This is a genomic window from Streptococcus mitis (assembly GCF_946190375.1).
Classification (GTDB): Bacteria; Bacillota; Bacilli; order Lactobacillales; family Streptococcaceae; genus Streptococcus; species Streptococcus mitis_CJ.
Window position 1 is genome coordinate 30404 of record NZ_CAMIAF010000009.1, and the last position, 20910, is coordinate 51313.

Consider the following 20910-nt stretch of genomic DNA (forward strand, 5'->3'; position numbering starts at 1 on the left):
GATTAGAGCCACCTTTCTTCAAATTCGATTGTCACGGTTGGTTTTTTCTTTATAAAACTTGAAAAATACATCTCAAGTTTAGAATTTCCAGGCGGTATAGATAGCCATTGTGAGCCATCGACAACCTCTTCAGCTTTAGCGATTCCGTCAATATAGACCGTATCATCTTCACTGTTAATTACAACATTTGAACCGATAGGATAGCGATTAGGAATGTCTCTTGATGCTTGCACAAAGTCCTTACGATACATCAACTCATCAAGATATAAGTGAGGGATGATTGGCTTTCCGTGAAAAGCGCCTATCGTGACATGGATTTTAGCTGACTTTTTGCCCCTGATTTCAGGGACGACAAAATTATAGTATGAACCGTTGTAGTAAACTTGGATTTTCTCATCATTTCGCTTAATTTCAAACTGTCCTCTTGATAATGTAAAAGGATTTCTATTGCTATCGCTAGATGAGTCAAAATCCAAAGTATTGAGAAAGTTATAATCTCCGTTATTATTAGTGGCAAAGACATTAAATCCACAATATAGACCGTTATATCTCTTGTAAGTTTCAACCCCATACAAAAACTGACCTGCTGTATCAGATACAGCCACCTTGATAAAGCCACATTGAGCTATTGACTCAAGTTGATAGACTAATTTACAAAAAATGTAATCATTTAGAGAGCCTTTTTGACCTGTTGAGTCAGCTGGTATCTCCCATGATAAGCCTGTTGAATAGCTTTTATTATATGTTCCGCTAAACTGTTCTCTTAATTTGACACGTTTCTTACTGCCTGTTGTAATTAGCTCCGATGTCCCAATTAAATTCTCTGAACCATTAGTCACTGAGCTATTTTTTACTGCTTGCGTCAACCCTTGAGCGATTTTGTCGCCTCGAAAGTCAAGCAAGACCTCAGAGCGCTTTACTGTTTCAGTATCAGCCTCCTCACGGTTTCCCATCTCAAAAGCCGTATTATTATTGACAAGACCTATATATCCATTTTCAGCATTATGCTTAACTCTGATAATTGGAAAGGCCTCAACCGTCCCATTGTTTACTAAGTCAAAAACCATTTTATCGGTTGTAGTCTGTGCGTTTGAATCACTATTGAAATTCTTATAAGCTGAGCTATGTGCTACACCGTCTGGAATTAGTATTTTTAACTCTGAGCGCTGGAACCATCTTGTCAAATTTTCTGGAGTAATCTCATCCACTGGTAATCCCATATAGTATTTGTCTGGCTCATCACCATAAGTAATCTTTACTGGCTCCAAAACGTTTAGCACGCCTGCCAAATCATGCTTTAATTGTTCCATTTCAATTGCATTTGTGGTTTTGATGTCAAATTTTATGATATGCTCTTTCTCGCCACGTTTCACTTGCTGAATATTAACCCCCAACAAAGGAGCGTTATCTGTTGATACGCTCCTTTTGTTTCCAATGGGGCGGATAATATCAGTTATTCGAAAAAACTTAGACATATCAACGCCGTTGAAAGTCATTATCTTTGTCATGTCAATATCCCTTTCATTCTGTTATCTCGTCTTAGTTGCTCAGATTGTTGTCTAGAGTACTTGTCACTTGTCTTAGCTACTAAAGTACCGTCATCAAGACACATGAATGACGGACGGTTTACAGCCGTTTCTGCGACATCTAGCGCTTTCTCCAACAATTCACTAGATTTGTCCATAGTGACCTTGATTTTTTCAGCTATTGTCTGCTTGCTACTTTGTTTAACAGTCACTTGAGCACCTAGTTTCTTGTTCAAACCAAGTGCAATTTCTGGTCTAGTATCAATCATCATGCTTTCTTTTAATCGCAACATTGATCTTTTAACAACGCCAGCATCCGCCTCGATACCAACAGCGATACCTTGAGGGATAAATCGCCCAACTTCATCACGCATAACACGAGATGGACTATGGATATCTAGTGCACTCTTGATGGTGTTTTTTACCCTTTCAGCAATTGAGTTAGCTGTTGCCATAACTGAACTAGAGCCACTCCAAAGCCCTGTATTAAGACCAGACATCGCCATTTCACCAATGTATGTGAAATCACTCTGCAAACTATCAAATGGTTTCTTAATCTGATTGGCTAAGTTAGTAACAGATGATACAGGTTGATTGGTACCTTTATCTAGCCCCTCAGCTAACCCAGTAGTGATAAAACCTCCATATTCGTTAAATACACGGGATGGAGAATGGATGTCCATTTCACTTGTAAAGGATTCTTTTATATCATTAGCCATGTTTTTAGAAGCTTCACTTGCAATTTCAGCTCCAGCTTTAATACCATCACCAACACCTTCAGGAATATTTTTCCCTTTTTCAGGGAAGTCAGCAGCTGCAATTTCCTCTTGCAAACTCGATACTTGACTTTGTACAATGCCCTTGATCTTGTCTGTGATACCCAAAGCACCAGTATCCATACCAGCAGTTAAGCCATTCATAGCTGACTCACCACCTCGAGTAAAGACTTCGTTCAATGTTGCCAATTTTTCATCTGATGCGTTGACAAGTTCTTGAACGTACAGCCCACCTTGAGGCCCCATCTGTTGCAATTTAGCCAAAATCCCCTCGTTTACCCCACGTTCGGCTAGTGTATTGAGGTTTGTTGCCCAATTATTAACCGCTTCTTGGTTTTTTTGGAGGTTGGCAATCATTTCATCGACACTAATAGCTGACTTCATTTGTATCTGATCAAACATGTTCGTTGTCGTTTCAAGCAACTCATTATATTTAGAGCGCATGTCATCAACCGCTTTTTGTTGCGCTTTTGACATACCTTCATATGATATAACTTGTCGATTAGACCCATTTTCAGCAGCTGTTGCCATTGCTTCAGATGCCGCCTGTTGAACTTGAGATGTTTTTTCGTACTCGGTTTGCAATTCTGTTTGAATATTTTTAAGCTCTGTTTCCTTGTCGTTGAGTTCTTGCAGTTTTTCTTTACGAACACTATCGCTAACATTGGATTCTTCATTCCATTTTTTGCGTTGTTCAGCAATCTGTTTTAGTTGTTCACCAATTTCAGCACGCTTTTGTTCGATATCAAGCAGATTTTTTTGAGATGTCTCCCATGTTGATTCTGCCTCCATCGCTGAGATACGAGCTTTGATTTGGTCGCTGTTATGAGACAAAGAATCGGTATTTTTGTCATAAACTAGATTCAAACCACTAACAGAGGCATTCAAAGCATCAATCTTTTTCTTGAGGTTTGTCTTTTCAGCTGCTGTCTTGTTTGTTTTCTGTGCAAGCTGGACAACTTCATCAGCTAGTTTTTGGTAAGATTCTGTATTTCCTTTTACAGACTCAAGATTTTTTTGACGTTCTTGTGCACTTTGTTTAACAGAATCCGTTAATTGATCCGTACTCTTTACTAACTCCTCTTGTTCTGATTTGAGGCGTTTTGTTTCTTCACTTTCAGCAGTCAGCCATTGCCATAACCCTACCAATGCACCAACGGCAAGACCTACACCAGCAACAATCCAACCAATCGGTCCGGTTAAAGCTGTCAGTGCTGCTTTAAATGCTGTTGTTGCAGCAGTCGCAGCGATAGTTGCAGCAGTTTGCAAACTAATAGCACCGGTCAATACACCATAAAGTAAATTAGACGCTGTCAAAGCTCCGTTATTTGCCAAGTTGGCGACCATTTGAGCTTTTGTTACCGAACCACAAGTTGCTTGTGCAGCAGTCATTAAGTTAATAATCTGTATTGCCCCTGCTGCTGTTGTTTTGAATGTTTCCCAGGTATTAATTAAGTTTTTTGTTGCAGTTATAGTGTCGTTAGCGACACGCATAGTTACTAATGCAACTGATAAACCATCCAAAACTGGCTTCAAAGATAAGATTACAGAAATCCCAGAACTCAAAACACTAAACAAGGTCTGAAAAATAGGTGTACTAGCCTTAATAACATTGACAATCACACCAAAAGCGGCATTGATGATTACTTTCAATGCATCGAAGTTCTCAGCAATCGTCTTACCTGTTGCTGCCTTTGTTAAATCGTCAAGAGCCTTGATAGTATTAGCTACACCTTTAACAACCGCATTCTTTAAGTTCCCAAAAGATGTCTGGATCCCTTTACTATTAGATTTAGCAAGTTCAGCAAAACCACCAACGCCACCATTCAATTCAACCAATTTGCTTGAAAATTGGTCGAAAGTGATACGCCCCTCTTTTAATGCAGAATAGAAATCATTCTGAGCAGATTGACCAGCAAAACCGAATGATTCAGCAGTCTTTTGCAAAGCATAGGGCATGGTTTCCTGTAATGTTTTCCAGCTTTGCATATCAACCTTACCAGCTGATAACATTTGGCTAAACTGTTGTAAACCACGACTTGCATCCGCACTAGATGATCCGGAGGCAAGAAATGCATTATTAAGAGCAAGTGTTAGATCTGTTGATTTGTTTATATCTCCAGTAATCGAGGTAAGGCGTTGAGCTGTACCTACCACTTCATTTAAAGTAGTAGGCAAGCCCTCAATCCCATTAGCAAGTTTCTTAGTTGAGCGTGTGACATCCTCTGTACTATGTCCCATTGCTTGCATCACTCTTGGATAACTTTCGAGGGTATCAAAACGCTGAATAGCACTTCCTAAAGCATCGCCCAAAAGTTCAGCACCTTTAGCGGCAAGCTGGAAAACTGCACTACCTACCGCAAATTTCTTTAGGGAGCTACTCCCTCTGTTACCTTTCTGTGCCGTTTTATCTAACTCATCGTTTAGAACCTTGACTTTATTACCATCAACGTCCACAACGATGGTAACTTTTCCATCAGCCATTATCTTCTCCCTCCTTTTCTAAACTATATTTAGCTTGTAATTTGCGCATTTTATTCTTATCCCCACCATGTTCTGGTTTCCAGGCACGAATTTCTATAATCTGTTGCATGATTGTGTTGTCCGGTAAAGCGTTCAAAAGCGCCTTAAATTCTGTCCATGTCAACTTATTTTGAACTTCTAAAAGATTGATGCCATAAGCTTGCAAAAAACTAGCGTAAAGGTATTCCGCATCTTGTTCAAAATCAATCAATTTTTCGTGTTCTTCTTCATCTTTTGCTGTTGGCATTGGATTTCCTAACAAATCATACTGAACGGTTTCTTTTTCAATTTCTAAAAAATGCTCTTTTATGTAAATCCAACAATCCACAACCTCTTTGATGTCGTATAATTCTTGGCCAGTTAGCAAATGGACAATCAACTGAGCTTGTTCTAGATGCGTCATTTCCTCCTCTTTCAAGATTTCAAAGACATCCAGAACCTTATTAAAAGACAAGTCTATGTCATACTCCTTATCAGCAATAGAAAAATTTGTGATTAAAGCATCATTTAATTTCATAGACATAATTTTTACCTAGCTATTTCTTTTTATTCTTTTTGTGTTTCTTGTTGTTCTTGACTGGAGTGACTTTTCCCTTGTTTAAATAGTGACTAGCACGCTCTTTCACTACTGTTTTGTGTTGCTCAGCAAGTTCTCCTAGCTTGTCATGCAACATGATTGAGGCTTGTTCTAGGGCGTTATTTAGGGCTTTATAGTCTGGATATACAGAATAAAGCTTGTCAAAAGTGCCATCCCCAAAAACAAGATCGTATTGAATTTCAAGCTGTTTCTTCTCTAGTTCAATAGCGCCAGCTACTACTTCTTTAGTTACTCCATCACGCTCAATTTTGTTATCGATATTTGCAGTTACCACATCCAATTCATATTGGACAAGGCGACGTTGGAGTTCTTCTTCCATGTCATAAAATCGCATTAAGCTCTCTTGGCTAGTATCAAACCATAGCTCTACTTCTCCAATCTTTACCGGAAATCCTGTACGTTTTAGTTCAATCTGAATATCTGTCATGTTTCTACTCCTTTTCCTGTTGTTAAAAAGGGCAAGGCTTAAATGCCCGCCCTTATCAAAAGCTATTACCCAATACCTGTCTCTTTTGGCGTCGAGTTGTAAGAAAGCTTACATCCAAACGCCTCATAGTCAGAGGCAGCGCCAGAACCTGCTTTGATTTCTGTTGCAGTTGCAGCTCCCACCCATTGTTTCTTCTTGTCAGAAGAAACAACCTTATGCCATAGCTTACGGTCATCCCCTGTCTTGTACTTCATCCCAGCAATAAGAGCCTGTGCCTTATCGTCTGGATCGTAAGTACCCTCAAAGGTATAAGCACCTTTTACACTGACCACGGTTGTTTCTTCAACTCCATCACCGTCATAGTATGCTTGATCATCTGTTTTCTCGTCTGTATCATCTGATACGTCTGAGATCCATTTAGCAAGTTCCAACCATGCATCTTCTGTTGATGGTTCAGTTCCTCCATTGTATGGAGCTACAAAATGGCCACGTAGGGCGTTTTTTTGTCTTGTCATTGTTTTTTCCTCTCTATTACGATTTTCGCCACAATTTCAATTGTGTAATAATAATAGCCTTGCTCATCCTTACCTTTCATGGCAGGCCTGCTGACTTCCATTCCCATATACTCATAAGAATTATTGTCACTTGGCAAAACTAAGTCTATCTTTGATAGTTCTGATGTGACTAACCAGATAGTGTCATTTGCTACTGAGTTCTTTTTTGCCTTTACAGCAATTTCAAACGGCAAAGAAATCTCTTGTGTGCCATCCATATAGCCTCTATCCACTTTTCCTCCTGGTATCTGATTGATAACAAGGTCATCTTTGTCATCCTCAAAATAATCAAAGCGTGGTTCAACTGGTAAATTTAAAGTCTTGATGTGCTTTAAAAGTACATTTTGAAAGTCATTCTCTCGCATCAAAGCCCCATCCCTTTCACAAATTCTCTAGCCCATTCTTCGGCATGATTGCGAGTAGCAACTTGATCCCATCGTTTTCCTGTCCCTGGAGTGGTATATCTCCTAAAGGTGACAATACCATTTGAACCGTAAAATTGTGCCCTAGCATAAACTGTGCCATAAACAACAGCATCACCCTGTCCAACGATTCGGCCAGAAACTCTCAACTTTCCACCTCTCAAGGGGATATATTGCTCATTGTCTAGCAAGATTTTGCTAGCGACTGCAACCTTTCCTCTTGTCATGGATTCGCTCGAAAGTTTCTGTTTGGCTTTTTGCAAGTCAACTTTAATAGCAATACTCATTAGATCACCTCAATTTCTTGACTGAATATCTCACCATCATAATAGTTAGTTTGATATCCATTAATTGTGTAATCTCTTATCCCATCGTTTACTTTTGCATCCATCCAATTATCATCGGCTGTCACAAAAGAAAGGGATGGATAGAGGTATATAACCCCTTGTTTTTGCCTTGATTTTGAATTCCCTGTACCAGATTTTGAGTTACGATTACCAGATGACCCCACTGATCTATCAAAACGTACATTTTTAATAGTCAACGGTTCTGAATATACTTCATCCCCATAATCGTTTTTATCAGCTACTTTTTTTATGGTTAGGACATCCTTTAACAAACGCTTGTCAATCCCTTTTAATAACCGCTTATCGATCATATGCAACTCCAACAACTAGGCTAAAGCCAGCTTGTCTCAAAGTATTTTCAGCATCCATAGACAAATTGAATTGCTGACCTGCTGATGTGCTTTGTGAGGTGCTATAAGAGATTGATGTACGGCCAATAGAGACACTATTGGCTAGCTGTTTGTCATCAGCTGACATAATACCAGAGGCATCGAGATAGGCGATTTGAAAACCCATAGCAAGCTTAACAGCATCTTTTCGATAGGCAATTTCTTTTTCAAAGTCAATGCCTTTCTGATAAAAACCGTTAGTGTATAGGTCAATCGCTATCTTTGCCCTACTTGCCAATTTTTCAAAGTTTGTAACCTCATCAAAACCTAGCTTAGTAAATTCATCTTGTGTTAAATAAGTCATGCGTAACCTCCCTTAAAAATAAAGGGTGTTGCCACCCCTTATTTATTCAGCCTGCTCAAATTGTGTGGGCACATCTTCTACAAGCTCTAAAACTGCATCGACATCTGGAAATGTTTGCTTGAGGTCTTTATTGACTTGATCGGCATAATTCGGTTCAAGCTCAACAAATTCTCCCTCTGTCACATAAATACCAGGTGTCTTTAAAATTAGGTTCTTAATTGCTTTATACTTAGCCATTATTCTTTACCTTTATCCTTAGTTTCCTTTGGTGTTTCAAGCTCGCCACCATCTTCCACCAATTCCTCAAAGCCATCTGCCATAAGTTGCACCTCAAGCTCACTACCCTCTTGCACGGTATAAACTTGATTTTCTTTGATGTATTTCTTCATCTTCTACCTCCTATGCTGATTTATGTGAAACGTAAATCCCATCTTCTTGAGATTTCAAGACAAACAAGTCATGGTACAAACGGTTTTGGTATAGGTAACCATCACCCTCTGTGTGTTGCCCAGGAGCAAAGAGATAGATAGAGTTAAATTTAGCTTTGGCAATGATAGCTGTCTTAGCCACGATCAAGAAATTGATATCTTTACCGCCACCAGCTTTCACAAATCCAGTTGTGAAATCAAATTGAGTTTTGAAACGTGCATCATCCCAAACCTCGATAAGTTGCACTCCATCTAGCGATGTTACACGTGTGTCAATTCCTTGAGGTGATGTAGTAGCGATTGCGCGTGTAAAGTCTTTAGCACGCTCTAGGGCATCCATTACCTCGCTAGATACATACATGACAAGGTTTGATGCTCCATATTTACGCATTGGCAAAATAGCAGCTTTCAAGATTCCATAGACATTCTCCGGTGTAATGCTATCTTCTTGTTTGAAATGATGACCATTAATTGCAGCTGTTGCAATTTTAGAAAAGCGGTAAGCATCAACTTCTGGTGTTGCATGTTCTGAAATGAATGTATTTGAGATGTTAGCAACTGAAAGCTCTTGGTTTGTTTCGTCAACATCTGCTGTATCAACAAAAAACTCAACATCTCGGTCAAATCCAAGAGTATAAACGTTTTTATCGTTTGATACTGTACCTGAGTTGTAACCCTTAGAGCGTGTATGTGCCTTATATCCTGTTACAGAGATTGTTGGCAATTCAAATGATTTTGCGCCGAGCCAATTTACTTTTGGCGTTTCAAGAATGGCAGTCAATGAGCCTTGCATGAGGCGTTTTTCAAACTGCCCCTCATGTTTTGTGATGTAATTGATTGACATCTACTATTCCTCCTTTTTATTCTGTTAGCCCTAATGCCTGTGCAAAGGCATCTGGTGCTGGGTCTGTTGCTGTTGGATTTCCAAACGCAACGATATTTGGGTTAGGCTTGCCATCTTCTTCTGCTTTAAAAAGATATGGGTCACTTTCCTTTAGACCATTGAGGATGTCATCTAGTTTAGGTTTGCCACTGTCATCTAGTTCAATGGCATCAACATCAATAAACTTCATCAAGGTTGATGGATTGTGTGCTGTGGTATCTTTCAAAGCAAGGTTGATAGCATTCACCTTATTTGTTTTTGCCAGTTCATCAGCAGCCTCTTGTTTATACTTGTCATAATCCGCTTGCAATTTATCAATCGCCTCTTTTTGTTCAGCGCTGATACTTTCAAGCGATTTCAAGTGTTCAACTTGCTCCTCTGCTTTTTCTAACTGGCCTTTCAAACTATCTCGCTCTTTGGTGATAGTTTCCAAGGCTGATTTGTCCTCGTTGAGCTCTTTTCCTCGCAAGGCAAAGACTGATTTAGCCTGTTCCTCTGTCAATCCAAGTTTGAGTAGTTCCTCTGTTGTAAATGCCATTTGTACCTCCTTAGTTCTTTTTAGGTGGACAACTCCCACCGAAAAGCAAAATATTATTTACTATTTCAGTTTACTTTGGATGGAATGGGATTTTTTACGGTTTTAGGCACAAAAAAAGAGGGTTGTTTAGTAACCCTCTTGATAATTAGATATATGCTCTTTCTCTACTGTAATCACGGCTTAAAAATTCGTGTTGTTCTACAAGAGCTCTTATTTTCCCTTGATAAGCTCTAACTTTTAGCCTCTCAGCTTGTATCAGATCATCATCACCCAATGTACTAGCATAGTGCAATCTTTCTTTATGATGCTTGATATTGCGCTCTAAGGCTCTTTGTTTAGCCTCGATGCGTGCATTTTCTTCTGCCTGTTCTGGCGTTAGGTCTTTCATATAGTCTGGCAAGTCTGGTATTTCATTTACTCCTACGATAAAAGGCGTAAGATAATGACCACAATGGACACCTAGACATCCCCCAGCAGTACCAAAACCATAATCTAGCAAACTATGAATAGTAAAGCCGTTTATTGTTCTGCCTTGACCTTTAGTGACAATCTTACCTTGCAATGGAGCACATGCAGCTCTAGCAGACGACTTGATAGAATAGTAAAAAGTATCTATCCCTAATTCCTCTGCAGGCCTCGTACGCATATCATTGTAAACCCTGTAAGTTGTCGTTTTGATAATTGCTCTGGCATAGCTATCTGCTCGCCACTCTCTCCCTGCGCTGTCAGTAAATCCAGTAAAGCCCTTTTTTTGCCACGACATGATAGTATCATTTAATGCTCTATCACTCGTTTTAGTACCTGCTACCACTTGTGCTACTGTCTGCTCTACAACCGATTTGAAAACAGTCTGTATGCTTGCTGGTAATGTTGAATTGATAAGATTAAGGTCACTTATAGCTTGTTGAGTATAGGACTCAAGAGCATCAATTACACCATTTCTAACTTTGCCACTAGATTCTCTTTTTAAATCTTCCTCCAGTTGCTCCTTTGTGTCCTTATAGACCTTTAACCCCTCATTAGCAATAACTTCTCTCAAAAGACTTTCAGCAATTCCTGTACGCTCAACAATAATCTTTAAGTTCTCCTCATTCAGCATGTACATATCATTGAGCTTTTCTAGTTGCCATATATACGGATTTTTTGCAAGATCAGCATTGCCACGCTCTTTTAGTCGCTTTATCATACTATCAAACAACTCAATTTGCATTTTAGAGTAAATATCACTCACGCCCTGCATGTGCAAAGAAAATCGCTGATCATTTAGAGTTGGCATCTTACGTTTATCAGTCATTCTCAACTCCTTATGTGTCGTTTATTGTAATTTATAGCAGTTTATAGCTCTCCCTCTTCTGCTTTCTTCTCTGTTTTTCCATACAAAGCCAGTTCTGCATCACTCTCTGGTGGTAACTCTCCATTGATTTCAGCAAGTTCTTTCTCTGCTTCTTCATTTGTGATGTTCAATACTTTAGCAATACCTCTTTTCTGTGTCGCAAATCCAGCTGCTACCATCTTCATCCAGTAATCAAGCTCTGCATGCCTATCAGTAAATACACCATCATCCAAATTAACTGAAATATCATCAAGCTCTGGAATTTCTCCGCTGTAAACCCCTACTGCTTTACCAAGTTCACACATTGAAACACAAAGCTCTTTGATAGCTTGCTCAACAAGTGCAACAATGCTATTTCGCATTTGATAGGTGTCTGAGTTCTCGCTGACGATTTCTGTTGCTGTCTTTACTCCTTGCCCATCAAAGGTAAACATGCCACTTGATACACCAATCTGCATTTCAAAGAGCTTCAAACCCTCTGAAATGGCTGAAATATAATCTGATGAGCGGATAGGAGTTGTAAGGTCAATAATGCTACCACTATCCATATTGCCTGCTCCTACTTGCATGTAAACATTTTGGTCAGTATCAAAACGTCGCTTAAATTTGATTTCACCGTGGATATCTTGTACTTTGAGTTGCGTTATTTGCTCAGGCACAATCACGCGCCTTTGACCCATTTTAATTTCCCACATAAATTCATCGTACGTGCGATTGATAAAATCAATAGTGGTCTTGGCGTTATCAAAGATAGATAAACCAAGAGGGCTGTTGATATCCTTGTTATTCATCCCTGGTGTCTTGAGATAAACAAACAATGGGCGTGATAGTCCTTGTATCGTTGTTACTGGTTGCAAGTCAGGATATAGCTCACTCAAATTTACACGATCACCCAGCGTGCCGTCTGATGTTGATTTGTAAAGCTCGTTAGTAATGCGGTATAGGTTCTTATCCTTTGTACTCCCTACCTCTTTGCCATCTTGAGTTACCCACTCATGAAACTCAACTAACGTATAATATACATTCTTTTTGCTCTCTGACTTAATTGTCTTTGTGAGGATTGCCGCACTTGATACATCCTGTGTATTGCTTTGTAATGGCAAAAATACTGGTGCTTGAATAAATGCCACTCTAACCTTATCTCCATCAATATAAGGTCTCATAGCAAGCCCACCCAAAGCCAGACAACTCTCTAAATATCGCTCAAAGTTTTTGTTAAAGCGATCATTGCCTAGCATATTATCAAGAAAATTATTTAGTGTCTCATCCTCTGCTGTAATTGCCGCTTGCTCGTTGTAAACAAGGCTGGCAATCTTTTTAGCTGCAGTTCGTGCAATCGGTAAGTGTTGTATCTTTCTACGCTTTCTGTCGCCATCGGTGTTGATGTACTCCACATCATCAAATTTAGATTGATAGTAAGCTAGATTGAGCTGTATCCTGTTAAATTCGGATTGTGTTACAGCTACCTTTGGGTGCTCCAAGATACTGTTTAGGTTCGATGTTTCCATGTTATACCTCCCACGGTTGAAAAAGTCTTTTACTTTTTGAATTAAGTTCATTGTTGCCCTCCTTATGAATTACCAACACGCAAACCAAGTATCTTAGAATTGTCTAGTATAAAATACTGGGCAACATCGCATGTATGGTCATCATCTTTGATGACATTTGGGCTATCAGACTGCAGTGTCTTTTCATCCCATCTGTACATCTTATGTTCTTCAATAAATACCTTGTTATTCTCTGTATCAAGATAATAAAAGCGACCTTGTGCTAATAATGATTGGAATGTATCAATCATTGTCACTTTCTTCAATTTAGCCACTGGATGCCATCTAATACCGAAATCAAGATACATCTGGTTTCTCAATGCTCCCTCTGCGCTATCAATCGTATATTGCAAAATAGGTACTCTGTACTTACTGACAACGGATTGTATAAAGCTGTTGATGTCCTGTGATAGTTGGCTAGGTGCTTTCTTTATCACTTGACCAGCTGGTGAATAATACCAGGTATCAAGTAAGATAACCTTACTTTTAGCAGTTATCCCAAAAGCACAACATGCAGTAGCTGACTGCTGATGCCCACCGTCCAATGCAAAAGATATACCTATCAGCCTATCATCACTAGGCAAAGCATCTAACGGGTGAAATGTACTCATGTTATAGATATTATTCCCTAAACCAACTGACTCACCTAGATAGACATACCTGTAATAATCATAGTCATTCTTTTTTATACGCTCGATATCAGCCAACATCTGATCATTTACAAATCCTAACTCATCATCAAGATAAGTGCTAGAATGGCATAAGTAATTATCTTGCGTATTCATTTCCTCATACCACTCATTTATCCAACTGTACGGATTGATAGGAGGGTTATATGACCAAAAGATTTTAACAAATTGAGCGCGTGGATGTTTTTGGCGCATAAATGTAATGTTGGTCTGGTCAAATTCTTCTGCGCTTGAAAATTCAGCAGCCTCTTCATACCAAACGGCAATAATATTCCCAATGTTGTTGGATTTCAACTTTTGGTAGTCATCGAGGCCGTAAAAATAAAATGTTGAGCCTGTCTTTTTGTGACTTATCTTAAATGGGCTGACTGTCATCTTAAAACGACTAGTTAGACCAAACAACGACAATCCCCATTGGATTTGATTATACACACTATCACGGATTGTATTAGCTACTTTACGGATAATGACAATATTGGCAGTTTCACCCCTTATGATGTACCAAGTCATCATGACAATCAGCTTTAAGGTAATAACTGATGATTTGAATGAGTTTCGCCCACCTTTCAAAATGTTGTAAGGTTTCTTAGATTTCCAAACACTCTTGAAATGAGGATTGACATTTTTTTGAATATCAATTATCTTCATCGTCACCCTCCCAACTATCAATAATTGTGATGGTGTCATCTTCCATTTGTGTATCTATCAACTGTGATTTTAATTTCTCAATCTCAAGCTCTAGTTTTTCAGATTGTTTAGCTGTTGGATATCGTTTCAAGATTTCAGTAATAGCTTTAATAACTGTTGCATTATCTGCTTTCTTAATATGTCTTTCTACTTTTCCTGTTGTTGGATTAAGTATCAAAACCTCCTCATCTCGTTTACCTCTAGCGATTTCAGAAAGGATATAGAGCGCCTCTGTCGCATCCATGATATTTGACTTATGCAGCTCTTGCATCTGCTTATTTATGTACTCTTTTATCCCAACATTTCCCAACAGTTCAGTAATACGATTATTGGCATAACTCTCACTATAACCAGCCTTAATTGCTGATTGATAGCCGTTTCCTGTCTTTATGTACTCATCTGCAAAGCGCCTCTGTCTTTCATTCATTCGCTACCTCCTTTCCAACAAAAAAATCACAAGTATTGCTACTCATGATTTCATTTTATATGCTAAAAGAGGGGATGTTTTACTGTTATTTTTGATTTAAGGCGCAAAAAAAGCCCCAATTAAGGGGCTAAGATGTAACGTAGTAGCCCGGATTCGAACCGGATTCTCCTCCATCAAGGCGTAATCCCTATATACTACTCCCTACGTTTCTTAGTGTAATTATACCACTCCTTTTTGACTTTTTCAACAAGTTTACGCTCTTTTGGCGTCAAATTGGTTGCGCCCTTTTTGCTTTTCTCATGTTCTGCATGATTATAGCCGTGATGAGCATGTGGTTTCATACCTTTATGCACATGATCTAAGTCAATTTGCTTATTACGCTTATTTTTTGTATCAAAATAAACAATACTCTTGGGTGTGTTTTTGTTCTTGTCAATAAGTACGTAAACTCTACCTTTTGTCATCGTTTCCATTGGAGTCTTTTGTGACCCTTGCTCGTTTTGAGTAACAAACTTTATATTGCCTACTTTATGTACAGTCTTATATTCTGTGCCATATTTCTTCTTTTTGTCGCTCATTCCAGAGCTTGCCCCTCTACCGCCCATTTATCCATCCTTTCTGTTGTGTCATTCCCAAAATAAACTACCTCGATACCTTTATAATCATAATCAACCTCACCACCATATACCAAAATACGCTTTGGCGCTATCTTTTTAATCATGGCATCTACTCCATCTTTCCACAATTCAAAGCGCTCTTTGCGTTGTTTTATGCCTACTGTACTGATGGCCACTGTGCTATGTTTCGGCAAACCATCAAAGCAAAACTCATAACTTTCTGGACTTGACCATGATACAGTAGGTATGACTGTATAACCCCAATTCTGCATCATTTGGCCTATCAATCTTGAGCGATAAGTATTCCAAAGTTGCATAGCTATTGGCATGTCTGTGTATAGGCTAAAATCTGGTGTAAGTACACAATCAAAATCAGCTAGTTTTTCTAAGTAAAAATCTGGGCGTTTCCAAATTCTTTCAAACTGATAATCATCTAAGAAAAAATGCACGGTAGCTGAATAGTCAGGTTTATTCAAAACATAGTTAAATCCCTGTAACTTTTTAGGAATATGATCAACTGGTTCAAGGATTGGCAAATTATATTTACCATCTGTGCGCGTGGCATCATAATCCAACAAATTATACTGGTTAATAGTATTCTGTCTGTGATATGGTTTTGTTGTCAGATTGTCCATATTATCCTCCTAATAAAAAACCTATGTACCTTGATTATAGATACATAGGATAGGGTATTTTTACGGTTATTTAGATAGGGGGATGTGTTTGTAAGTTGAAACAAAATACTGATCAAACCATTTGTTGATATATGTGTACGCCGGGCTAGGACTTAGATATAAAATTTTCTGACACGCGCCAATCACATTGATACTTTCAAATACATAGACTTCTTTTATCGTTTTTAACATTTTTCTATCTGACTTCTCGATATATTCATCTGTTACAGTTTTCAGATTTACCAAAAATACAGACTGCTCAATATTATTCTCTAAAAATGCCTCATGTATCTTTTGCTCAAGGATGGTTCTTTCCGGATTTTTCTTATCCCTCAAAAAATACCACTTGAGCCAATTGATTTCTCTCCTATGGATAACAGATAATCGCTCTATTTTTTTCTTCGTCATCCATTACCTCCAAATCTCACTAAATAAATAGACTGGCTAACCAAATTAAAAATGCACATGTAATGATTTTCGAAATACTGCTCTTTACAGCATACGAATAATCCTCTTCAGATTCTTTTTTACTGGATAATACAGGCCAGATGAAAGATAGTAGTGCATCCATCCCTAATGCTTGCCAAACTGTAATTTTACTGACTGGAATAATCGTTGTGATAATTTCATTCCAACCATACTGAACCACGAACGGTGATGCAACGATTACAAATAGCGCACCAATGATAATACCTGTTTTTTTAGATTTCATTTTTCTTCTCCTCATTAACTTTCTAACGCACAAATTCATTGACCAGATCGCTGATAAGAAACTTCCAATCAGATTCTCTAAAGGTCAAAAAACGATCTGCGGTCAAATTTCTAAGCCTTTTATAAAAGAGTATCTTTAGCTGGATTGATTCACCAACAGTAAGGAAGACACCAGGGAAACGATGTACTGAATGCACTCTATTCCCGTATCCAGAAATATCTAAATGTATTATCGTTTCTGGATATGAACGTCCAATCTTAACTTCAACTCCGAGTTCAACTTTGACCTCTTCCACAATTGGAACCTCGTTAAAAATTGGTCGTGCAGAAAATAATGGCGACGGGATTTTTTGCCTTTTCTTTCTTCCTAAATATGGATATTTTTTAGGTCTCATTTGCGTCCTCCAAAAGTTCCGGATTTTCGTAGATGTTGCCGATGATTTCCTCATCCTCAGTCCACGCATACCCACTTAGCAATCCCTTTAGATATATGGCAGGCATTCCGCCTATGGATGTGCCACCGTATTCTTTTTCTAGATATACTTCATGGAAACATCCTCTTGTACATTTAACGATATCACCGATAAATGCCTCTTTACCGTTCTTATCTTTGAGGCCTGTTGATTGCATGGATTCGATTTCGTCAAAGTCATAGCGATGTAAAACCCTACTATCTGGCAATCCGTCTACAAAATAGATTTCTTGCATAAAGATTTCCTTTTCTTCATAATTGATGCCGATAATGTCATCTGGTTCAAAAATCGCTTTAATTTTATTTACCCAAACTCTAAACTTTGGTATCATCCCAATTACTCCTTACTTTTTTAGATTTTGTCATCTTCTACAACCTCAAATTGTACACATTTAATAACTTTAGGATTTAATAGAATACTTCTATCTTCCCCTAAAATAACCACATGCCCATTATTCATTTGAGATATGATTGCATCTCTAATTTGTCCTAGTTTAGTATCATCTTGGTAAAGGACATGCGCTTTAAAATTATCGCATTTTATATTAACTTCAATCACTTTAAACCTCCTCTATATCAAACTCTAATCTATAATGCCCTTTTTCCTCGCTTAATCCGCCATAAACAAAGGATAACTTTTTGATAACTTTATGATTATCGTCCGTCCAAATACCCGCATCAGTCATGCCATCAATGATAGCCTTGACTGTTGGGTATAAGTTAGGCGGATCTAATTTAGACTTAGTAGGGCTGTAAATTGTAACTGTAACCTCACAAGGGTTAGAGGGGCTAAAAGCAGCCCTCCCTTTATCCTTGTTCATCGATGTATGCCAATAAGCAAAAGCTCTGATGCGCTTAGTAACTTTAGCTTTATCTGTTTGATGTTGCCTGTCATTACTATTGATAACCATATTTAGAGATTTTAGCTTAGTGTTTCGAGGTAAAGAAAATTCAAATTTCATTTTGATTACCTTGAAGCTCAATATTTTCAATTTCTGCGCGCTGTTCAAGGATTTTGAGATATGCACACATTGTATAATGTTGTGTTTCAAGTAACTCAATAGGACATTTTAGTTTAAAATCAAGCGTTCCTACGTAATAGTTACTAATCATCAAACTTAACTTGTTAGCGCGCTCTTTTAATTGTTTGTATTCATCGATCATCCGTTGTTTGTAATCACTCATCTTAATTTCCTCATTTCTTCAAATAGCCTGGGGCATCGTCGCCCACATTGATACTCTCATACTGTTCTTTCGTAACAAGAAACTTGCCATAAGCTCCAATTGTGACTGTATAATGCCCATCAACAATAGCTTTTTCTGTGACTGTTCCGATAAGCTCACCACCAGCATTGTCAACTTGATAAATAATGACTGGTTTTCTTTTTTTCAATTCATCCACTTGTTGCTCCAGCTTGACCACCTGCGGTTTATAGTGATTTTTAGAGATTATCAAACCTAGATTTAGCATTGATAGCGACAAAGCAACAAGTGCGCAAAACAGTCCAACTCGATTTTTATTTTTCATGTCATATCTCCAAAATCTTTATTACTGTATAAATCAAAGCGATAGCATAAACATCAAAGATAAACCAAACCACCTTGTCCGCTCTCCCCTCTTTGTAGGTTTTATGACCAGCAACGAAAATCAGAATAGCAAGGAGTAAGCAAGCGCTGATAACCATCAATTTCAGAAACAAGATCATCTAATTACCGCCTAACTCTTCAACCACTTTACTTACAGCTGCTAAAATCTGTTCTTTTACTTTGGTGTCCTTGATGTCATCAATCCCCTCAACTTTCCCAGTTTCTACATTGATAGCGATTGAACCAACAAAAGAGCTATCTTCCTCACCAGATTCATCAAGAATTTCTTTAGCACTCTTTCCGTCTAAGATATCTAGCAAATCATGACTAATATTATGCATAATATTAGCTATTTTAAATTTACTCGCATTCTTTGCTGAAAGATAGTAGAGCATTGCCTCTTTGCACTCATCGTGTAATGTCTCCGCAAATTCTTTCAAGTTCTCTACGATAGTTTCAGCTGATACTGCGTTTTTAGTTTCTTTAGTCATTGTTTTTTCCTCTCTTATGCTAATACTGTGATATGTTTTTGGTCTGCTAGTTGCTCTTTTAGATAGGCTGCAATGTTTCCTACCGCATCAGCTACCCAGCGCTTGCCATCTGCCTCAAATAAAGCCATATTGGCTTGCTTATCAATCCTAAAGACAAATAGGCTTGCTGGTTGTTCGACCTCGCCAAATGTACGATATGGGCGCAATGTAACTGGGTTAGGTGTTTTCCCTTTAGCAAGACTTGCCACTCCTGTTTTAACTGTTGCTACTTGATATACTCCGGTATCTTCAATTTCAGCCCCATTCTCAATTTTCAATGCGCTAGCAAATTCTAGCAATGTGCCACGATCATTATCGTCAATAAAGTTTGATTGCAACATGATATTGAACTGTTCTGATGATAGGAAACAGCTAAAAGATAACTCTGGGATGCGTGCCTTAACATCAACAAGTAATGTGCGACGTTCTAACTCATCATTTTCAGACCACACACAAACCTCATCATTTTTCTCAACTGCTACAATCAGGCGTTGGTTTTTCAAATTGTTGAGGTCTGTTTTGAGATAGTCAACTAGACTTGTTAAGGTTGATAGCTCCAAAGTTTTAGGATATCGTTTGGGGTCAAGTTCTTTGAGGTTGAATTTGTTGGCATCATAGTACTCTGTGCCATCTGCAGCTGTTAAAATTTCTAACCCACACTTATTTAGTTCTACTGCGTATTCCAATGCTGATTTAAGATTTTCTGTTGTCATATTAGTTACCTACTTTCTTTTTGTTGAAATCAATAATATCTGGTTTTGTTTCTGCTTGTTGTTCAATTTCTGCCACTGGTTGCCCAATGTCCGTCAAAATTTCTCCGTTTTCGTCAAAGTACATTTGACCAGGTACTGTACTTTTCAGCTCGTTAGCGTGTACTTGTCCTGTATCAAAATCACGCCCAACAAGAATTGTTGTAGCTACTCCATTTTGAGGCGCAAATTTTGATTTTACCTCCATGATAGTATCAACCACTGTACGCTCTTCATTAGCTGACATTGTAAGCGTGATTGTCACTTTTCGTTTTGCTTTCGCATCTGTATTTAGGTCAAGGATGTTGTCAAAGACTTTTTCAAGCTCTTTGTCTAGTTTCTCCTGTAATCCTCCATCTGCAATGTGGGTTAGGTCTAACCCGATAAGTTTTTTATCCATATTGTCCTCCTGCTTTAAATTAAGCTAATTTGAAATGACGATAGCATTTTCTCTTGTGCAGCCTTATAGAAATCTTTCTTAATTTCAAATCCATAGGCTGACCTATTCATCTCAATAGCAGCTCTTAGGGTTGAGCCAGAACCTGCTACGGGATCAATGACAACATCGCCCTCATCTGTAAAAATTTCAATCAATCGTTTCAAAACTGGTATCGGTTTTTGCGTGGGATGGATAACGGGGTAAGAGCTATCTTTTTCCCACGGAGCGTGATTGAGTATCATAGCCCCACCATTGTTAAATTTAGGGAGTTTGTCACGATATAATACCGTTGCCTCTTCAACTGCGCCAACAATTTTCATGTTTGCCTTTAGCACTTGTGGGCTTGATTTCTTTGTAAAATAGAGCGGATAAGCATTATTAAAACCATGCTTTTTGCCACATTCTATAATCATGTCTCGCTGTTGCCAGGCATGAAAGACAATCATGGCAGGTGCTTTGCCCTTTTCCTTGGGTTCTTTCTTCAATAACCGACTACAAAAATCAAAGAAATTATTGATTTTGAAATCATTATCTGTATCAAAAAATGATTTCCCTGCTAATCTGCTCTCTCCGTTTTTGTTATCACCATTCTCATACCATCTTGGATCAGAAGCATAAGCGTTATTTCCTAGATTGTAAGGAATATCAGCAATAATAAGTTGCGCCCTCGGTATGTTGTATCGCTTAGCATTTTCAAAGTGGTCATTGATAAGTTCAAATTTCATCACAAACT

At 38.3% G+C, this 20910-nt stretch carries 32 protein-coding genes; all 32 read right to left on the minus strand.

The features are described from left to right. Positions 1 to 2 precede the first annotated feature (2 nt). The 32 genes from N8M09_RS05390 to N8M09_RS05545 all read right to left on the minus strand — a co-directional run bounded on the left by N8M09_RS05390 (position 3) and on the right by N8M09_RS05545 (position 20902). Complete coding sequence (locus N8M09_RS05390; protein WP_261064316.1) at positions 3 to 1508, minus strand: distal tail protein Dit; 1506 nt, start codon at positions 1506 to 1508, stop codon at positions 3 to 5. Continuing rightward, positions 1505 to 4786 (minus strand): tape measure protein, encoded by a 3282-nt coding sequence (locus tag N8M09_RS05395; protein ID WP_261064317.1) that lies wholly within the window; start codon positions 4784 to 4786, stop codon positions 1505 to 1507. Before N8M09_RS05395 ends, N8M09_RS05390 begins: the two co-directional genes overlap by 4 nt. Further along, entirely contained in the window at positions 4779 to 5348 is a 570-nt protein-coding gene (locus tag N8M09_RS05400; RefSeq protein ID WP_261064318.1) for a bacteriophage Gp15 family protein, read from the minus strand. The genes N8M09_RS05395 and N8M09_RS05400 overlap by 8 nt, the downstream gene beginning before the upstream one ends. Positions 5349 to 5361: 13 nt before the next feature. Continuing rightward, positions 5362 to 5850 (minus strand): hypothetical protein, encoded by a 489-nt coding sequence (locus tag N8M09_RS05405; RefSeq protein ID WP_261064319.1) that lies wholly within the window; start codon positions 5848 to 5850, stop codon positions 5362 to 5364. A 65-nt stretch (positions 5851 to 5915) separates the two neighbouring features. After that, positions 5916 to 6365, minus strand: coding sequence for a phage tail tube protein (locus N8M09_RS05410; protein WP_261064320.1), 450 nt, complete (start codon positions 6363 to 6365; stop codon positions 5916 to 5918). Continuing rightward, positions 6362 to 6769, minus strand: a complete 408-nt coding sequence (locus N8M09_RS05415) for a minor capsid protein (RefSeq protein ID WP_261064321.1) — start codon at positions 6767 to 6769, stop codon at positions 6362 to 6364. Before N8M09_RS05415 ends, N8M09_RS05410 begins: the two co-directional genes overlap by 4 nt. Beyond that, positions 6769 to 7113, minus strand: a complete 345-nt coding sequence (locus tag N8M09_RS05420; RefSeq protein WP_261064323.1) for a minor capsid protein — start codon at positions 7111 to 7113, stop codon at positions 6769 to 6771. Before N8M09_RS05420 ends, N8M09_RS05415 begins: the two co-directional genes overlap by 1 nt. Continuing rightward, positions 7113 to 7484 carry a minor capsid protein gene (locus tag N8M09_RS05425; RefSeq protein WP_261064325.1) on the minus strand — a complete coding sequence of 124 codons (372 nt, stop codon included), beginning with the start codon at positions 7482 to 7484 and terminating at the stop codon, positions 7113 to 7115. Before N8M09_RS05425 ends, N8M09_RS05420 begins: the two co-directional genes overlap by 1 nt. Continuing rightward, positions 7474 to 7866, minus strand: coding sequence for a hypothetical protein (locus tag N8M09_RS05430; RefSeq protein ID WP_261064328.1), 393 nt, complete (start codon positions 7864 to 7866; stop codon positions 7474 to 7476). Before N8M09_RS05430 ends, N8M09_RS05425 begins: the two co-directional genes overlap by 11 nt. 42 nt (positions 7867 to 7908) lie before the next feature. Beyond that, complete coding sequence (locus tag N8M09_RS05435; protein WP_050091520.1) at positions 7909 to 8103, minus strand: hypothetical protein; 195 nt, start codon at positions 8101 to 8103, stop codon at positions 7909 to 7911. Beyond that, positions 8103 to 8255: a hypothetical protein gene (locus N8M09_RS05440; protein WP_174226583.1), complete on the minus strand. Its 153-nt coding sequence runs from the start codon at positions 8253 to 8255 to the stop codon at positions 8103 to 8105. The genes N8M09_RS05435 and N8M09_RS05440 overlap by 1 nt, the downstream gene beginning before the upstream one ends. A 10-nt stretch (positions 8256 to 8265) precedes the next feature. Next, positions 8266 to 9138: a hypothetical protein gene (locus N8M09_RS05445; protein WP_261064332.1), complete on the minus strand. Its 873-nt coding sequence runs from the start codon at positions 9136 to 9138 to the stop codon at positions 8266 to 8268. Between the two features lie 16 nt (positions 9139 to 9154). Continuing rightward, entirely contained in the window at positions 9155 to 9715 is a 561-nt protein-coding gene (locus N8M09_RS05450; protein WP_261064333.1) for a phage scaffolding protein, read from the minus strand. A gap of 145 nt (positions 9716 to 9860) precedes the next feature. Beyond that, the gene (locus tag N8M09_RS05455; RefSeq protein ID WP_261064334.1) at positions 9861 to 11009 is read right to left on the minus strand and encodes a phage minor capsid protein; all 1149 of its coding nucleotides are present in this window, start codon (positions 11007 to 11009) and stop codon (positions 9861 to 9863) included. A 41-nt stretch (positions 11010 to 11050) separates the two neighbouring features. Then, positions 11051 to 12607 carry a phage portal protein gene (locus N8M09_RS05460; RefSeq protein WP_261064335.1) on the minus strand — a complete coding sequence of 519 codons (1557 nt, stop codon included), beginning with the start codon at positions 12605 to 12607 and terminating at the stop codon, positions 11051 to 11053. 11 nt (positions 12608 to 12618) lie between these two features. After that, the gene (locus tag N8M09_RS05465) at positions 12619 to 13932 is read right to left on the minus strand and encodes a PBSX family phage terminase large subunit (RefSeq protein ID WP_261064443.1); all 1314 of its coding nucleotides are present in this window, start codon (positions 13930 to 13932) and stop codon (positions 12619 to 12621) included. Further along, on the minus strand, positions 13919 to 14398 hold the full coding sequence (locus N8M09_RS05470; protein ID WP_050091514.1) for a terminase small subunit: 480 nt from the start codon (positions 14396 to 14398) through the stop codon (positions 13919 to 13921). Before N8M09_RS05470 ends, N8M09_RS05465 begins: the two co-directional genes overlap by 14 nt. Before the next feature lie 194 nt (positions 14399 to 14592). Continuing rightward, on the minus strand, positions 14593 to 15003 hold the full coding sequence (locus tag N8M09_RS05475) for a hypothetical protein (RefSeq protein ID WP_261064339.1): 411 nt from the start codon (positions 15001 to 15003) through the stop codon (positions 14593 to 14595). Beyond that, entirely contained in the window at positions 14973 to 15650 is a 678-nt protein-coding gene (locus N8M09_RS05480; protein WP_261064341.1) for a DUF4417 domain-containing protein, read from the minus strand. The genes N8M09_RS05475 and N8M09_RS05480 overlap by 31 nt, the downstream gene beginning before the upstream one ends. Positions 15651 to 15716: 66 nt before the next feature. Then, the gene (locus tag N8M09_RS05485; RefSeq protein WP_261064343.1) at positions 15717 to 16097 is read right to left on the minus strand and encodes a hypothetical protein; all 381 of its coding nucleotides are present in this window, start codon (positions 16095 to 16097) and stop codon (positions 15717 to 15719) included. A gap of 19 nt (positions 16098 to 16116) precedes the next feature. Next, positions 16117 to 16401 (minus strand): hypothetical protein, encoded by a 285-nt coding sequence (locus tag N8M09_RS05490; protein ID WP_261064346.1) that lies wholly within the window; start codon positions 16399 to 16401, stop codon positions 16117 to 16119. Between the two features lie 22 nt (positions 16402 to 16423). Further along, positions 16424 to 16795, minus strand: coding sequence for a hypothetical protein (locus N8M09_RS05495; RefSeq protein WP_261064348.1), 372 nt, complete (start codon positions 16793 to 16795; stop codon positions 16424 to 16426). Next, a complete protein-coding gene (locus N8M09_RS05500; protein ID WP_261064350.1) occupies positions 16785 to 17204 on the minus strand; it encodes a YopX family protein in 420 nt (139 codons plus the stop codon). Before N8M09_RS05500 ends, N8M09_RS05495 begins: the two co-directional genes overlap by 11 nt. 20 nt (positions 17205 to 17224) lie before the next feature. Next, positions 17225 to 17431 carry a hypothetical protein gene (locus tag N8M09_RS05505; protein ID WP_261064352.1) on the minus strand — a complete coding sequence of 69 codons (207 nt, stop codon included), beginning with the start codon at positions 17429 to 17431 and terminating at the stop codon, positions 17225 to 17227. A gap of 1 nt (position 17432) precedes the next feature. After that, positions 17433 to 17834, minus strand: coding sequence for a RusA family crossover junction endodeoxyribonuclease (locus N8M09_RS05510; protein ID WP_000667209.1), 402 nt, complete (start codon positions 17832 to 17834; stop codon positions 17433 to 17435). After that, a complete protein-coding gene (locus N8M09_RS05515; RefSeq protein ID WP_261064355.1) occupies positions 17824 to 18057 on the minus strand; it encodes a crAss001_48 related protein in 234 nt (77 codons plus the stop codon). Before N8M09_RS05515 ends, N8M09_RS05510 begins: the two co-directional genes overlap by 11 nt. 10 nt (positions 18058 to 18067) lie before the next feature. Continuing rightward, a complete protein-coding gene (locus tag N8M09_RS05520; RefSeq protein ID WP_261064356.1) occupies positions 18068 to 18400 on the minus strand; it encodes a DUF1372 family protein in 333 nt (110 codons plus the stop codon). Position 18401: 1 nt separating this feature from the next. Next, on the minus strand, positions 18402 to 18578 hold the full coding sequence (locus N8M09_RS05525; protein WP_261064357.1) for a hypothetical protein: 177 nt from the start codon (positions 18576 to 18578) through the stop codon (positions 18402 to 18404). After that, complete coding sequence (locus N8M09_RS05530; protein WP_261064358.1) at positions 18579 to 18950, minus strand: hypothetical protein; 372 nt, start codon at positions 18948 to 18950, stop codon at positions 18579 to 18581. Positions 18951 to 18964: 14 nt separating this feature from the next. Then, on the minus strand, positions 18965 to 19702 hold the full coding sequence (locus tag N8M09_RS05535) for a hypothetical protein (RefSeq protein ID WP_261064359.1): 738 nt from the start codon (positions 19700 to 19702) through the stop codon (positions 18965 to 18967). Between the two features lies 1 nt (position 19703). Next, positions 19704 to 20138 (minus strand): hypothetical protein, encoded by a 435-nt coding sequence (locus N8M09_RS05540; RefSeq protein ID WP_003039107.1) that lies wholly within the window; start codon positions 20136 to 20138, stop codon positions 19704 to 19706. Positions 20139 to 20152: 14 nt separating this feature from the next. Then, a complete protein-coding gene (locus N8M09_RS05545; RefSeq protein ID WP_261064362.1) occupies positions 20153 to 20902 on the minus strand; it encodes a DNA-methyltransferase in 750 nt (249 codons plus the stop codon). Between the last annotated feature and the right edge of the window lie 8 nt (positions 20903 to 20910).

Coding starts and splice junctions, on each gene's coding strand:
- N8M09_RS05460 (WP_261064335.1), bottom strand. CDS start 12,607: ATGAACTTAATTCAAAAAGTAAAAGACTTTTTCAACCGTGGGAGGTAT.
- N8M09_RS05420 (WP_261064323.1), bottom strand. CDS start 7,113: ATGAGTATTGCTATTAAAGTTGACTTGCAAAAAGCCAAACAGAAACTT.
- N8M09_RS05545 (WP_261064362.1), bottom strand. CDS start 20,902: ATGAAATTTGAACTTATCAATGACCACTTTGAAAATGCTAAGCGATAC.
- N8M09_RS05415 (WP_261064321.1), bottom strand. CDS start 6,769: ATGCGAGAGAATGACTTTCAAAATGTACTTTTAAAGCACATCAAGACT.
- N8M09_RS05500 (WP_261064350.1), bottom strand. CDS start 17,204: ATGATACCAAAGTTTAGAGTTTGGGTAAATAAAATTAAAGCGATTTTT.
- N8M09_RS05430 (WP_261064328.1), bottom strand. CDS start 7,866: ATGACTTATTTAACACAAGATGAATTTACTAAGCTAGGTTTTGATGAG.
- N8M09_RS05400 (WP_261064318.1), bottom strand. CDS start 5,348: ATGTCTATGAAATTAAATGATGCTTTAATCACAAATTTTTCTATTGCT.
- N8M09_RS05410 (WP_261064320.1), bottom strand. CDS start 6,365: ATGACAAGACAAAAAAACGCCCTACGTGGCCATTTTGTAGCTCCATAC.
- N8M09_RS05495 (WP_261064348.1), bottom strand. CDS start 16,795: ATGAGACCTAAAAAATATCCATATTTAGGAAGAAAGAAAAGGCAAAAA.
- N8M09_RS05390 (WP_261064316.1), bottom strand. CDS start 1,508: ATGACAAAGATAATGACTTTCAACGGCGTTGATATGTCTAAGTTTTTT.
- N8M09_RS05470 (WP_050091514.1), bottom strand. CDS start 14,398: ATGAATGAAAGACAGAGGCGCTTTGCAGATGAGTACATAAAGACAGGA.
- N8M09_RS05535 (WP_261064359.1), bottom strand. CDS start 19,702: ATGACAACAGAAAATCTTAAATCAGCATTGGAATACGCAGTAGAACTA.
- N8M09_RS05465 (WP_261064443.1), bottom strand. CDS start 13,932: ATGAAGATAATTGATATTCAAAAAAATGTCAATCCTCATTTCAAGAGT.
- N8M09_RS05440 (WP_174226583.1), bottom strand. CDS start 8,255: ATGAAGAAATACATCAAAGAAAATCAAGTTTATACCGTGCAAGAGGGT.
- N8M09_RS05435 (WP_050091520.1), bottom strand. CDS start 8,103: ATGGCTAAGTATAAAGCAATTAAGAACCTAATTTTAAAGACACCTGGT.
- N8M09_RS05445 (WP_261064332.1), bottom strand. CDS start 9,138: ATGTCAATCAATTACATCACAAAACATGAGGGGCAGTTTGAAAAACGC.
- N8M09_RS05515 (WP_261064355.1), bottom strand. CDS start 18,057: ATGAGTGATTACAAACAACGGATGATCGATGAATACAAACAATTAAAA.
- N8M09_RS05510 (WP_000667209.1), bottom strand. CDS start 17,834: ATGAAATTTGAATTTTCTTTACCTCGAAACACTAAGCTAAAATCTCTA.
- N8M09_RS05520 (WP_261064356.1), bottom strand. CDS start 18,400: ATGAAAAATAAAAATCGAGTTGGACTGTTTTGCGCACTTGTTGCTTTG.
- N8M09_RS05525 (WP_261064357.1), bottom strand. CDS start 18,578: ATGATCTTGTTTCTGAAATTGATGGTTATCAGCGCTTGCTTACTCCTT.
- N8M09_RS05455 (WP_261064334.1), bottom strand. CDS start 11,009: ATGACTGATAAACGTAAGATGCCAACTCTAAATGATCAGCGATTTTCT.
- N8M09_RS05475 (WP_261064339.1), bottom strand. CDS start 15,003: ATGGGCGGTAGAGGGGCAAGCTCTGGAATGAGCGACAAAAAGAAGAAA.
- N8M09_RS05485 (WP_261064343.1), bottom strand. CDS start 16,097: ATGACGAAGAAAAAAATAGAGCGATTATCTGTTATCCATAGGAGAGAA.
- N8M09_RS05405 (WP_261064319.1), bottom strand. CDS start 5,850: ATGACAGATATTCAGATTGAACTAAAACGTACAGGATTTCCGGTAAAG.
- N8M09_RS05425 (WP_261064325.1), bottom strand. CDS start 7,484: ATGATCGATAAGCGGTTATTAAAAGGGATTGACAAGCGTTTGTTAAAG.
- N8M09_RS05395 (WP_261064317.1), bottom strand. CDS start 4,786: ATGGCTGATGGAAAAGTTACCATCGTTGTGGACGTTGATGGTAATAAA.
- N8M09_RS05480 (WP_261064341.1), bottom strand. CDS start 15,650: ATGGACAATCTGACAACAAAACCATATCACAGACAGAATACTATTAAC.
- N8M09_RS05490 (WP_261064346.1), bottom strand. CDS start 16,401: ATGAAATCTAAAAAAACAGGTATTATCATTGGTGCGCTATTTGTAATC.
- N8M09_RS05540 (WP_003039107.1), bottom strand. CDS start 20,138: ATGGATAAAAAACTTATCGGGTTAGACCTAACCCACATTGCAGATGGA.
- N8M09_RS05450 (WP_261064333.1), bottom strand. CDS start 9,715: ATGGCATTTACAACAGAGGAACTACTCAAACTTGGATTGACAGAGGAA.
- N8M09_RS05530 (WP_261064358.1), bottom strand. CDS start 18,950: ATGACTAAAGAAACTAAAAACGCAGTATCAGCTGAAACTATCGTAGAG.